The following is a 12,695-nucleotide window of genomic DNA, read 5'->3' on the forward strand; positions in this document are numbered from 1 at the left end:
CCCCCCGGCCGCGCCCGCGGCCGTAGTCCCGTCAGCCGTCTCAGTCGCCTCGGCCGTCTCAGCCGTCTCAGTTGAAGAGGCCGAACGCCGCGTCCCCGTAACCCTGCTTGGCCAGCTCTTCTTCGGTGGTGTGCGGGTTGGCCGTGGGAGAGAGTGCCTGTGTGGCCTGCTTGATCGTCGTCGAGCGGTAGCGGTCCTCTTCCCACGTCATCCCCGCGCCCAGCCCGAGGGCCTGCGCGATCTCGTCCGCGTCCGCCATCAGGCCGCGCACGCCCCACTCCCACTCCTCGCAGAAGCCCTCGAAGGCATCGGACAGCGCCTTGTCCCCCGCCTGCTTCTTCGTCAGCTTCATCTCCTCGAACCCGCTGCCCTGCGCGGCGTCCGTGGCCGTGCCGACCTCACGCAGCTCGTCCAGTGCGGAGGTGATGCCCTTGGTGAGCGTCCTGACCGTGGACTCGCCCACCTGCAAGTCGCCCGCGTCACCCACGAGTCCGCCGCTCCCTCCCTTGTCTCAGTGAGCGAATACCGTATCTCTACGCGACCGTCAGATCGCAAGTGGTAGCGAGAACCGCTCCCACGCCCCTTGTCGGAACTGGCTGTGATCCCTTCACTACCGTTGCTACGGTCGGGTACGCGTCAAGTTCCACGCCCGTCACCCCCGCCCCACAGGGAGCACCCACCATGCAACGCCGCCATATCGCTGTCTCGTTCGCCGCACTCACCACTGCATCGGCGCTCGTACTCGCCGGGTGCGGCGGCGGGGGTGGCGGGGGTGGAGGCGACGGTAAGAGCGACAAGATCGAGGGAGCCGGGAACGAGAAGAAGGCTTCCCCGTCGTCCTCAACGGGTGAACAGGCGAGCGCAGCAGACAACTTCGGCACCGCCGACATCAAGCTGCCGAAGGACCTCAAGCTCACTTACGACTGGGACAAGCCATCGGACCCGGCCAAGGCCGCGGCGCTTGATGGAGCTGCTGACTACATGCGAGCCATGATGCACAGCAGCGTCACGCTGGACCCCAAGGACCCGTTGATCGCCCAGCACTCCGTTCCTCTGCAGAGCGCTCAGGCGGCGGCATCCGCCAAGGCCCGAGCAGGGAAGAAGTCCAAGAAGACGGTGACGGGAACCTTCCACCACTACCGCGACAGCGTGGGTGACGTGGTGAAGGGCAATCTGGCCGAAGTCTCCTTCTGCGCCGACCAGTCCAGGTACTTCAGCAAGGACGTCAAGAGCGGAAAGATCTTCCGCACCAAGCCCGGACCCGGCCGATACCTTCACTTCTCGCTGGTCATGCAGAAGGGAACGGGCGAGAAGAGCATCTGGCGTGCGAAGACCATCGAGTTGACGACGAAGGCTGTGAAGGAATGCGCAAAGTAGCCGCACGGTGCACGATTGTCTCCACCGCCCCGTTCCTGGCCTTGGTCGCTCTTGGTGCGCCCGCTCTGGCGGACGAGGATCCATCGGGCTGGGGCGCGGCCCAAGAGGCTTCAGGCCAAGCTTCAGGCCAAAAGAACGGCAAGCGGTATTCCGCCTCCGCCGGCCAGGTCTCCCTCAAGGGCGACGCCCAAGGCCAAGGAGGCTCGGCGAGCGGCGGTGGCAACCTCTCCGTCCCCGCCGCGAACTGGGAGCCCCCGCCTTGCTGGTACGCCCCCAAATACTCCCCCAAGCAGCTCAAGAAGGAAGTCGACGCCTCCCCCTACGAACTGACCGGACGGCGGCCCGACAACGGACGGAAGAAGGAAGACGTCGACGGCTCCATCCGCGACAAGTACACGAAGGGCGACTACAAGAACTTCAACCTCAAAAAGCAGGGCGACGGCATGTTCTGGGCCGCCGTCCCCAACCCCAACGAGCCCGACAAGGCCCAGGCCCAGTCCTGCACCGAACTGCCCTTCTGGGTGAAGAACGGCGAACAGCCCGACGTCCCCGGCGCCATCAACACCAAGATCCTCGCCGCACTGGCCTACCAGGCCATCAACGTCCCCGACACCAAAGTCGAGCTCAACCCCAAGAACAAGCAGACCGTCCGCCTGCCCACCTGGACCTGGCTCGACAAAGCCACCTTCAAGCCCGTCTCGGTGACCGCCTCCGTCGACCTCGGCGGCGGCAAGGAGCTCTCCGCCACCACCACCGTCAAACCCGGCGCCCTCAACCTCGACCCCGGCACCGATGACGCGAACCTCCACCCCGCCTCCGGTAAGTGCCCAGCAGACAAGAACGGCACCATCGGCACCCCCTACACCAAGGGAAACGCCAAGAAGACCCCGCCCTGCGGCCTGACCTACCTGCGCTCCACCCCCAAGGGCGAGACCTACACCCTTCAGGCCTCCGTCGTCTGGGAGGCGGCCTGGAAGGGATCCGACGGAACCAGCGACACCCTCCCGGACGGCACCTTCGGCAACGAACAGCCCGTCACCGTCCAGGAAGTCCAGTCCATCAACCGCTGACTTCCCCCCTGCTCTCTGCCCGCCATCCGATACTCGCAGATCAGCCATCCCGCTCTCGCTCCCCGCCACGCCTCGTACGAGTGGCACCGAATGCGGACTCCTCACGGTTCGTCCTCAGCATCGACCAGGACAACCCGACTCACGGAGGCTGGTCTCCGAACGAGGAGAGGGGCATCACCGAACGGGCCCGGCACAGCAACAGCAACGTGCCAACCGCGCTCTCAGCGCGCGAGAAGAAGACGACGTGACCGCCACGGCAGGTGCGGTAGTCAGATCGCGGGGAGCGGGACTGATTCTTGCCGTCGCCCAAGAAGCAGGGCGGGTGTCGATCCCCGCGCGCGGGGAGCAGCATCTCCGCCTCGATCTGCGGGCTCTTGAGCAGGGTCCATCCCCGCGTGCGCGGGGAGCAGCCGGGGGAGATCGTTCTCGGCCTGTATCTGAGGGGTCCATCCACGCGTGCGCGGGGAGCAGCTGCGGACGAACAACTCGAGCGAGCTCGACATGGGTCCATCCCCCGGACAAGGCCGTCGAGTTCGGCCGCCAAGCGCTCGCCGTCAACCGGAGTCTCAACCACGCCTTCCGTGAAGTGACCATCCTGGTCAATCTCGGCGACGCCTACGAGCAACTCGGGAACTGCGATGAAGCCATCCGCTGTCTGGAGCAGGCACTGACCGTCCTGCGCACCGTCGACGACCGCTGGGTCGAAGGCATCACGCTCGACCTCCTCGGCACCGCCCACCACCGGCTCCAGCGCTACGACGACGCAGTCGAGTACTACAACCAGGCGCTCGACACCAGGCCGACATCGGCAACCAGTGGGGACAGGCCCATACCCTCGCCAACCTCGGCGACGTCCACCTGGCCGCTGACAATCCATACGCGGCCCGAACGAGCTGGCAGCAGGCACTGGCGATCCTCGAAACGGTCGGCCACCGAGATGCCCACGAGATACGAAGCAGACTCCGCCGCCTGGATGGACTCCCAACGGACACACGGCAGGAACTCACCACCAGCCGCAAAGCGCAGCCGATGCCCGGCTATGGCACCAGACGGTGAACATCTCACCGCAGCTCAAGCGGCCAGCTTTCCCGGGCTAAGGCTTTAATGCCCGTGAGAATGCGAGAAGGATCGCGTTGGGGTGTAGCTCTCTTGCGAGGACCTTCCGGATCAGAGTGAAGCCGGTCGGTGTTGGCGACGGCGTGTCCGGATCTGCTGAAGGTGCTGGCCGATGCGGGCACCGGATTGCGGGCGAAGGGGTTCGCGGTGGGGGCGAACTGGGCAGTGACCAGTTGTCGAAGATCGCGAGGGTGCGGTCGAAGCTGAAGCGGCTGGTGAGGGGGGCCGGTCGAGGACGCCCCGGGCGTGATTACGCTCCTGGCCTCCAGGGACGGTCGTGAAGGGAGGTGACCAAGGGATTCTCCTCCGTACGGTCGATGGCGCCAACCAAGTCGAACCGCGCGGAGAATAGCCTCACGTGGCACGCTACGACACCGCGTCGATGCCTGACCTGTTGGCGACCTCGACGAATCTCTTCACCGCCTCACCGCCGAGCTTCAGGACCCGGCCGCCCGCCTCGGCGAATGCCTCGTCTAAGTCGTCTTCGATGGCACCCTGGCATACAGCACGCGGAGCGAGATCATGACGATCCGCGAGGCCCGCACCGGGCTCTCCCGCGTGACCTGCGGCCTGCACGCCGACGGCAGCAAGGACCTGTCTCAGCCCCCGGTCTTCCCTGACGGCCGCCAGTGCTGATCAACAGCGGCATCCCCGGCAGAAGCAGCTTCGGGCCCGGATCCGCACTATCTTCGAGTGCCAGACAGAGGGCACGCCCGGCAGACCCGCCGTTTCCAGGGGCTGCGGGGCGTGCTTTGTGCGGGTACAGATACGGCAGGTGACGTACGGGCCGTATGACGTGCCGGACGGGGTGCGTCGTACGCGAAGAACGCGGTGCCGGGGAGGGAGCAGCGGTGTTCAGCATCATCGTCGTGCCAACGGGGTCGGAGGATCCCGGCGCCCAGATCCGCCTGGGGGCGGGCGAGCCGCTGACGTTCGGCCGGGACCCGCGGGGCTGCGGGGCGGACGGGCAGGAGCGCTACCTCACCTTCGACGACCCGGGGATTTCCCGCAGTGCGGGTCGGATCTCGGCCACGGAGACGTTCTGGACGCTCAGCAACTTCAGCGCCAGCCACACGTACGTCGTGGAGAACCCGGAGGGCGCGGGCGAGTACCTCAAGGTCGTACCGGGGCGGCTCAACGCGCCGGTGCCGTTCGAGTTCGCGCGGGTCGTCCTCCCCACCGCCGACCGCCTTCTGACCTTGGACGTATGGGCGCCCCGGCACGACTTCCTCGACCCCGCAGCGCGATGCGTCGACGGCGAGCAGACCACGCTGGCCTTCCCCCTCGATCACAGCAAGCGCTACTTCCAGGTCCTGACCGCGCTCTGCGAGCCGCGCCTGCGCGGCGAACCGCACGCCCCGCTGCCGACCGTCACCCGGATCGTCGAGCGGCTGCGCCCCGTGTGGCCGACGGTGACCACCGCGTCCGTGCACTGGAACATCGACTATCTCGCGGTGAAGTTGCGCCTCAAGCCGGGTCCCGACGCCGCCGGATCCGGTTCCACCCCGCGCCTCAACGGAAAGAAAGAGGCACTGGTCTCCCTCGCCCTGCGGTTCGACCTCGTCCGCGAGGAGGGACTGCGGGCGCTAGGACCGGATGGGGCCGCCGGCGGACATAAGGGGAACGGGAGGGCCGGGACGGTCGGGAGGGAATCCGCTCGATGACCCCCGTTCCCGAGGAGGATTCGTCTCCACTCGACGTCCCGAGCGGCTATCGCGTAGGCCGCTGGGAGGTACAGAGCCTGCTGGCCTCCGGCGCCTTCGCGGGCGTGTACGCGGCACGACGCACGGACCCCGGCACCGGGGACGCACGGGGCCTGCCTCGCGAGGCGGCCCTGAAGTTCCTCCCGACCGGCACGCTCACTCCCCGTCGCCTCCGCCATCTCCAGGAGCTGGCCGAACGGGAGCTGGAGCTGCACCGCAAGCTGCACGCCTCCCGGCTCAACACCATGTACGAGGCACTGACCGTGGACGATCCACAGCATCCCGCGCTCGACGGCGCGACCGTGCTCGTCCTGGAGCGCGCCGAGGGCAGCCTGCGCGGCTGGCTCGACAGCGCCGGCCCACGCCTTCCCTCCGGCCCACCCGGCGGCCCGGAACTGCTCGCACAGGTCTGCGAGGGCCTGGTCCAGCTGCACGAGGCGGGCTGGGTGCACGGCGACCTGAAGCCGGGCAATGTCCTGCTGATGAGCGACGGTTCGGCTCAGCTCGGCGACTTCAACCTCGCGGCGGAGGTGGAGGGCACCCACGCCTACACTCCGGCGTTCTCCACCCCCGACTACACGCCTCCCGAGGTGCTGTGGTCCCCCATCAGCGAACGCGGCCAGGTCCTGCGCCCCACTGCCGACATCTGGGCCTTCGGCGTCCTCGCCCACGTCGTACTGACCGGCGCCTTCCCCCTGCCGGGCGGCACCGTCGCCGCCCGCCGCGACGCCGCCGTGCGCTACGCCCGCGGCTTGGACGAACTACGCCTCGCCCCCGAACTGCCAGCCGCCTGGCATCCGATCGTGACCGCGTGCCTTGCCCGGAACCACGAGGAACGGGCGGAGCACACTGCCGCGAGCCTGCTCCACCGCATCGACGCAGCCCTGGACACCGTGCCCGCCCCTCCCCCGAGCCGACGTCGGCTGCTCCCCTTCCCTCGGCTACGAGTACGAGCCCGCCGCCTCTGGGCCCGCCACCCGGTCACCCTCGCGGCCACGGGCGCGGCCACCGTCTCGGCCCTGATCGCCGGCTTCCTCCTCGCTCCCCTGTCCGCCACCTCTGCCCCGAGCTCCACTCCGTACGGCTACAAGCGCTGCCCGGCGGGCTCCGTCTGCTTCTTCAGTGAGCAGGACGGCAACGGCCGCATGTGCTCTTGGGCGAGCGACGACACCAACTGGCAGTCGGGCCGCGACACCTGTCGCTGGGCCCGCACCCGACCCGTCAGGTCGATTTTCAACAACGACGGCGAGTCCAAGCGGCGCCACGACGTCGAATACCACTGGCGAGCCGACTACGAGCCCCGCAAGGACGGCAGCTCCCGCATCGGCTGCACCGCCGTCAACACCCAGGGGAACCTCGCGGGCACCTACGCGCCGCGTTCCCACCGGTGGATCAGGCACTGCTGATCCGGGCGGCACAGGCTGTACCACTCAGGCCGGACGAACGGTATGGCACAGACATGGTGGAGGCTTCCTGTGGCCCCCGACACCGCATTCACCCCACGCCGGCAGACCCAGGAGTGGATCGAGTACGGCGGCATCGGCCGCGTCCACTGAACGCCCGCCGCTTCGCCGCCCCCGGTCGGACTATCGCCCGGCAAGGGGCAGCGAAACCCTCCTCGGCCTCGCGCAACATCTCCATGCTGGGACAGCGGTTCTCGGCCGCCTCCTAGAACTGCTCCCGCGTACGGCGGCAGGACTCCCCCTCCGAGTCCTGCCGGCCAAAGAGACACGCTCTAGTTCGCGGCGTACCTGCACGCCTTCTTCGCGTGCGTTGTCGCTACGTCCAGAAGCTCAAGTGAATGCCAGCAGTTCTGGAAGGCCCTGTCTGTGCCGCTCTCGCCGGCTTTGCAGGCCCTCATCACCTTCGGGCCGACGGTGTAACCAGCGCTGGCCAGAAGCTCCCTGCACTGCTGAGGCGTGGCTGCGGCCGGCGCCGCAGCCGCCACCGGTACGACTACTCCCGCCACGCACAGGCTCACAGCGGTGAGCGTTGCACGGATTTTGTTCCTCACGATGTCCCCCAATCGTTGGTGGTCAATCGGGATGCTAGGCCAACGCGTACTTGAACTGATCCTCTGATTTCAGAGGGTTGCGCTCCCGTCTTCGAGACGGCGATGTCCCGCATCCATGTGCACCGCACCGACCCGGGCAGGCCCAGGACCCGCCCCTTCGCCGTAGTGCCGTGCCTTACGCGAAAGACGTATCGCCGAGTGGCCCTGGCGGTGGGCGATACGGCGCTGGAGATCGAGCTGCTTCGCGGGATCTGTCCCCGCTCTCGCGGGATCCGCCTCACACCCGTCCAGCTGCCTGAACAGACTTCCTGACGGCGTCCGTATTCGACGGATGACCCGTCTCCCTGGGAAGACATCCCATTTACCAGGCATCCTCCTGACTGCCCGGAGGATCGCCCTGGAGACGGCACTGGGCGTCAACCTCATACTTTAGAGGCTCGCAATCATCGTGCCGGGCTCTACGGTCAAAAGCGGGACCGCTCGGTCCTGTGCGTCAGTTGCGGCCTTAGCCAGGCAAGAAATGGACCAGAGGAGTCACACCCTTGATCAAAAGGTTACTCGTCATGCTATGTGCGGCTGCGGTGGTCATCGGTCTCGCTGGCGCTGCTCCGGCGCCCAAGGCGCCCCGCGATGAACTGCGGACTCAGGCGGTTCTCAACCACCCGCACTCCGCGGACGGCAAGGACGACATTGTCGAGCACCTGGTAGAACTGATCGACGGAGCGGCAAAGAATTCCAAGATCCGCGTCGCCATGTACGAGTGGGAGGGGGCCGACAGCGTCGTCAATGCGCTCGTCAAGGCCCATGAAGAGAGAGACGTCACCGTCCAGGTCCTCTCGGACAGAGTGAACCTCGATGACCAGGAGACCCCGAGAACGGGATTCACGAAGCTACGCGACGCCCTGGGCAAGGGTGGCTCCGGCTCCTGGGCTCGCTACTGCGGAGACGAGGAAGACAAGCCCACAACTTACAGGCATGCGTGCATCGGGTCCTCGCTCAGTGGCGAGGAAAGCTCGATGCACAACAAGTTCTTCCTCTTCACCCGGACGCAGCACAAGTCGTGGGTGGTCTCCAACGGCACCAGCAACATGAGGCCCACCATGCAGGAGATGTGGAACAGCCAGTACACCGAGGTGGGCAACCATCATCTCTACGACCGGTACCTCACGTACTTCAACGCCCTCACCGCGCAGAAGAAGAACCCCAACTACTACGATGAACAGCCGCCGGAGCCCTCGGCGAAGACTACGAGCTACCACTTCCCTCGTGACCCCGATGGGCCTGACCCCGTGGAGGACAACCTCAAGAAGGTGCGGTGTCCGGACACTTTGGTACGCGTTGGAGTGTGGAAGCTCAGCCGCCTGGAGGTAGCAGCCAAACTGAAAGAGCTGGCCATCCTCGGCTGCAATGTTTCAATCGTCGCGAACCATATAACCCCCGCGGCCTGCGAGATTCTCACTGGCGGGGCGGAGGTAGGGGTCGAAATCCCCGAAATACGCACCTTCCGCGAAGGGAAGGGAACTCATCAGAAGAACATTCTGATCAGTGGGAACTACCTGCGACCGGGCACCAAAGCCATCTTCACGGGCAGCGCCAATCTCGACTACCCATCCCTCAACGGGGGTGATGAGAACATCATGAGGATCCTAAACAACGATGAAGTGTACGAGCAGTTCGCGTACATTTTCGGGGAAATGAAAGCTGACGCGAAAGTACTGGTCGAGAACTCCAGGGACTGCTCCACCATCGAGTGACAGGTGAAGACAGGACCTCCTGGCAGCTCGGCTTGCGAGATCACCCGAGCTTCCCCAGGAGGCCCTGTCGTTGCAGCGGATTCCGGTCTGTCTCCCCTGGCCGAGGTGGGCCAGACCGGAAAGTCTGCGCTGACCCTGCAGATTGTCAAGTATTCCAGGTGAAAACGTAAGGCTACCCGTGCTCCTGCCGAATTGAAGGCTGCATCCCATCACACGCGGGTCACTCCCGTCGGCCCCGCCGGTCCCTCCGTGCCGGCCCGCCTTCACCTCGCGCGCCACATGGGCGTCGTCCCCCTGCACCGGAGCTCCTGCCACCAGCAGGCTGGACGATGACGGGGCCGTCGTGGCCGCCCTCCGAGGTGTCGCGTGTGGGGCGATGGCGAGCGGCGCCATGCCGACGTCGAACACTCCGCCGCGCCGCGAGGCCAACGCACCGAGGGCGCCGATCTCATCGGCGATGATGCCGAGAACACGATTGTCGGTGGGTGGTGCGCCTGACGCGATACGCAAGGGCGGGGCCTCGGCCACGCCACCAGCACGCGGTGCCGGTCGCGGGGTGCCCGGTCGGTGCTTCCGGAGGCGCTATCGTGACGCCGGTCGCGCCGAACTGCCCTGCTCGGGCAGCGGTTTGGATCGTGGATGGGTCGTATGCCGAAGCGGAATGTTGCGATTTTCGGAGCCGGGTACATCGGGCTGGTGACGGCCGCATGCCTGGCCGAGCTGGGGCACCGGGTGGTGGTGCGGGACATCGTGCCCGAGCGGGTCGACCGCCTGGAGCAGGGCGAGGTCCCGTTCTTCGAGCCCGGGCTGGGCGAGATGATCGCCCGCAACCGGCAGCGGCTCTCCTTCACCCTGGACGCGGCTGTGGCCGTACGCGAGGCGGAGATCGCCTACATCTGCGTGGACACACCACCCACCCCCTCCGGGGACGCCGACCTCTCCCGCATCTGGGCGGTGATCGACTCGCTCAAGGCCGACGGCGGCGAGCAGCTGCTCGCGGTCGTGGTCAAGAGCACCGTGCCGGTGGGCACCGGCGAACGCGTACGCGCCGTCCTGGACGAGGGCGGACTCGGTCACGTCGGCTACGCCTCGAACCCCGAGTTCACCGCGGAAGGACGCGCGGTCGGCGACTTCATGTCCCCGGCCCGGATCGTCGTCGGCGCGGGCGACGAGAAGACCGCAGGCCTGATCGCCGCCCTGCACGAGGGGGTGGACGGGCCGGTGATCACCATGGACGTCCCGTCGGCCGAGATGGTCAAGCTCTCGGCCAACGCCCTGCTGGCCACGAAGATCTCCTTCACCAACGAGGTCGCCACGCTGTGCGAGACGACCGGCGCGGACGTCACGGAGGTGACCCGCGCGGTCGGGATGGACCCTCGGCTCGGCCCGGACTTCATGCAGGCCGGTCTGGGGTGGGGCGGAAGCTGCTTCCCCAAGGACTCCCGGGCACTGCGCGCGATGGCTTCCAACTCCGGCTACGCCTTCCAGCTTTTGACGAGCGTGATCGAGGTCAACGAACTCCAACCCCGGCGCGCGCTCCAGCGGCTCAAGACGGCGCTGGGCGGCCTGGCCGGGCGGCGCGTCGCCCTGCTGGGGATGACGTTCAAGGCGAACACCGACGACATGCGGGAGGCACCCAGCACCATCCTGGCCTCCCGACTGCTGGCCGAAGGCGCCACGGTCTCCTGCTGGGATCCGATGGCCCAGACCGCAGGCGAGCCCTGGGACTCGGCACGCCGCGCGGACACCCCGCTGGATGCGGCACTGGGCGCCGACGCGGTCATGGTGGTCACCGAGTGGCCCCAGGTGAAGGGCGTGCGCTGGGCCGAGGCCCGCGAGCGTATGCGCGGCGACCTGGTCTTCGACGGCCGCAACGTGCTCGACCCGCACGAGGTGGCGGCAGCCGGTCTGCGCTACATGGGCGTCGGCCGCCCCTCCCTCCCCTGACCCTGAACTCCACACCGGACGACTCTGGTGCCGACGGGAAGCAGCCATGGGACGCCCCATCAGCGCCCGCGACCGGAGGTCCATCCCCGCGTGCGCGGGGAGCAGGCGTTGCCGACCTGGGCGAACTTCTGCCCCTTGGGTCCATCCCCGCGTGCGCGGGGAGCAGCGCTCGTCGTACCCGGGCAGCGTGCCGTCCTCGGGTCCATCCCCGCGTGCGCGGGGAGCAGTCGCTGACCTGGCCCTTTACCGAGCAGAGAAGCCGTTCTGAGCAACTAATGGAGATTCGGACATTTCCACCTCGTGGTCGAGCAAGACGCCAGCCAGCATGCACCCTCGCTGCTTGCAGCCTACGGCCGCCAAAAAGCACCAAGACGCCCCGAACCATAAATCCTCCCGGCTCAGCCGCACCCACAACACAGCGCCAGGCGAGCAACCCGTCCAGACCTGCTGGCGCTTGGCACGCACCCCAGCGCCTCCATGCCCTCACGACAACCGCGAATCGTTGGCTCGCACAGCGGCCACGAGTTCACGGGCGCGGCGGGCACCGATATGCAGGTCCCGCCGCAGAGTCTCCGCCGAGATGGAGCGTTGATGCACCTCACGGTGCCGCGCATCCCTCGCCAGCGCCTCCCCCAGCAGGGGATCACCCCCACCGGACAACCCATCCCCGCCACCCACACCACCCGGAGCCACAGCCCCCTCGCACGGGGCCCGAGTGCGATGGGCGAGCAGCTCAACCGCCAGCAGCAACGCCACCGGAAGCCAGCCCGCCACCAACACCGGGCCCCACTCCAACGAAGGCGCCGCCGCGATGTTGGCCGCCAGCGGAACCCCCACCCCCAACAGGAAAGCCGCCCACACCACACACCGCCCGAACCGTCGACGCCCCTCCGACGGCCTCAACAACCCGACCGTGGCCAACAAGAGCAGCCCATCCACCGACAACGGCCACAACGACGCACTCACCGACTCCGCACCACCCCGCAACGCGAACTCCCGCTGATGCACATACGAGGCATACGCACCCACCCCCGCCACCAGCAACGCGCCCACACGGCCCGCCCACACCTCGACCCACTCCCCCGGCCGACAGCGCCGCCGCAACGGCAACCCCTCCGCAGCAACCGACGGAACGCCGCCCCTCCTCGCACCGGAACCCGGGGACGGCAAACGCACCAAGCGCCCCATCACCCCACCTCCAGCCGCGTCGAACGCGACAGGGCGTGGGCATAGTGGTCGAGTCCGCCTCCCGACACAAACACTGTGCCCACGGATGATCTTGACTGAGCTTCAGCCAAGCGCCGGACGGTCAGCATGCCGCCGAGCCCCTTGATCAGCTCTTGGACCTCCTCAACGGTGATCTTTCGCGGGGCGCCCCCTCCCACAGGCCCTCGGAGCTGGGCATGTGCAGCCGTGCGTTCGGCCTGTACCGCGCGACTCCACTGAGCGACGAACTGAGGATCGGCACCGGCTTCGAGCGCCGCCCTGTGCTGCGCCCGCTTCCGATCACACTCCGCAATCACCCGACGGGCCGCTTCTTCCAGCGACGCCGTATCCGGCTGGCACTCCTGCAGCGCAACGAGCGAACGTTCGATCTCCGTCGGCGCGAAGGCACGAGCAAGCCAGGCATCTAGCGGCTCCACGAGATCGGCTTCACGCAAGTAGACATTCAAGGCCTGGTCGATCCGCGATCCGGTTAGCCAATGCGTATCCC

At 67.3% G+C, this 12,695-nt stretch carries 10 protein-coding genes; 7 read left to right on the forward strand and 3 right to left on the reverse strand.

Annotated elements, in window-relative coordinates:
* Positions 1-67 precede the first annotated feature (67 nt).
* Positions 68-487 (reverse strand): hypothetical protein, encoded by a 420-nt coding sequence (locus ACGF3A_RS23970; RefSeq protein WP_393732304.1) that lies wholly within the window; start codon positions 485-487, stop codon positions 68-70.
* Positions 488-681: 194 nt separating this feature from the next.
* Here ACGF3A_RS23970 and ACGF3A_RS23975 point away from each other — a divergent pair, with 194 nt between their 5' ends.
* The 7 genes from ACGF3A_RS23975 to ACGF3A_RS24005 all read left to right on the forward strand — a co-directional run bounded on the left by ACGF3A_RS23975 (position 682) and on the right by ACGF3A_RS24005 (position 10,981).
* Positions 682-1,377, forward strand: a complete 696-nt coding sequence (locus ACGF3A_RS23975) for a hypothetical protein (RefSeq protein WP_393732305.1) — start codon at positions 682-684, stop codon at positions 1,375-1,377.
* A 41-nt stretch (positions 1,378-1,418) separates the two neighbouring features.
* Complete coding sequence (locus tag ACGF3A_RS23980) at positions 1,419-2,447, forward strand: hypothetical protein (protein WP_393732306.1); 1,029 nt, start codon at positions 1,419-1,421, stop codon at positions 2,445-2,447.
* Positions 2,448-3,033: 586 nt separating this feature from the next.
* Complete coding sequence (locus ACGF3A_RS23985) at positions 3,034-3,552, forward strand: tetratricopeptide repeat protein (protein ID WP_393732307.1); 519 nt, start codon at positions 3,034-3,036, stop codon at positions 3,550-3,552.
* 862 nt (positions 3,553-4,414) lie between these two features.
* Positions 4,415-5,227, forward strand: coding sequence for an FHA domain-containing protein (locus ACGF3A_RS23990; protein ID WP_393732308.1), 813 nt, complete (start codon positions 4,415-4,417; stop codon positions 5,225-5,227).
* Positions 5,224-6,672: a protein kinase gene (locus ACGF3A_RS23995; RefSeq protein WP_393732309.1), complete on the forward strand. Its 1,449-nt coding sequence runs from the start codon at positions 5,224-5,226 to the stop codon at positions 6,670-6,672. The genes ACGF3A_RS23990 and ACGF3A_RS23995 overlap by 4 nt, the downstream gene beginning before the upstream one ends.
* A gap of 1,150 nt (positions 6,673-7,822) precedes the next feature.
* The gene (locus ACGF3A_RS24000; protein WP_393732310.1) at positions 7,823-9,034 is read left to right on the forward strand and encodes a phospholipase D-like domain-containing protein; all 1,212 of its coding nucleotides are present in this window, start codon (positions 7,823-7,825) and stop codon (positions 9,032-9,034) included.
* 648 nt (positions 9,035-9,682) lie between these two features.
* Positions 9,683-10,981 carry a UDP-glucose dehydrogenase family protein gene (locus tag ACGF3A_RS24005; protein ID WP_393732311.1) on the forward strand — a complete coding sequence of 433 codons (1,299 nt, stop codon included), beginning with the start codon at positions 9,683-9,685 and terminating at the stop codon, positions 10,979-10,981.
* A gap of 483 nt (positions 10,982-11,464) precedes the next feature.
* Here ACGF3A_RS24005 and ACGF3A_RS24010 read toward each other — a convergent pair whose 3' ends face one another.
* Both ACGF3A_RS24010 and ACGF3A_RS24015 read right to left on the reverse strand, forming a co-directional pair.
* A complete protein-coding gene (locus ACGF3A_RS24010) occupies positions 11,465-12,169 on the reverse strand; it encodes a DUF2637 domain-containing protein (RefSeq protein ID WP_393732312.1) in 705 nt (234 codons plus the stop codon).
* Positions 12,169-12,642: a hypothetical protein gene (locus ACGF3A_RS24015; RefSeq protein ID WP_393732313.1), complete on the reverse strand. Its 474-nt coding sequence runs from the start codon at positions 12,640-12,642 to the stop codon at positions 12,169-12,171. The genes ACGF3A_RS24010 and ACGF3A_RS24015 overlap by 1 nt, the downstream gene beginning before the upstream one ends.
* Positions 12,643-12,695 lie beyond the last annotated feature (53 nt).

The organism is Streptomyces sp. NPDC048172, from assembly GCF_043202595.1.
Classification (GTDB): Bacteria; Actinomycetota; Actinomycetes; order Streptomycetales; family Streptomycetaceae; genus Streptomyces.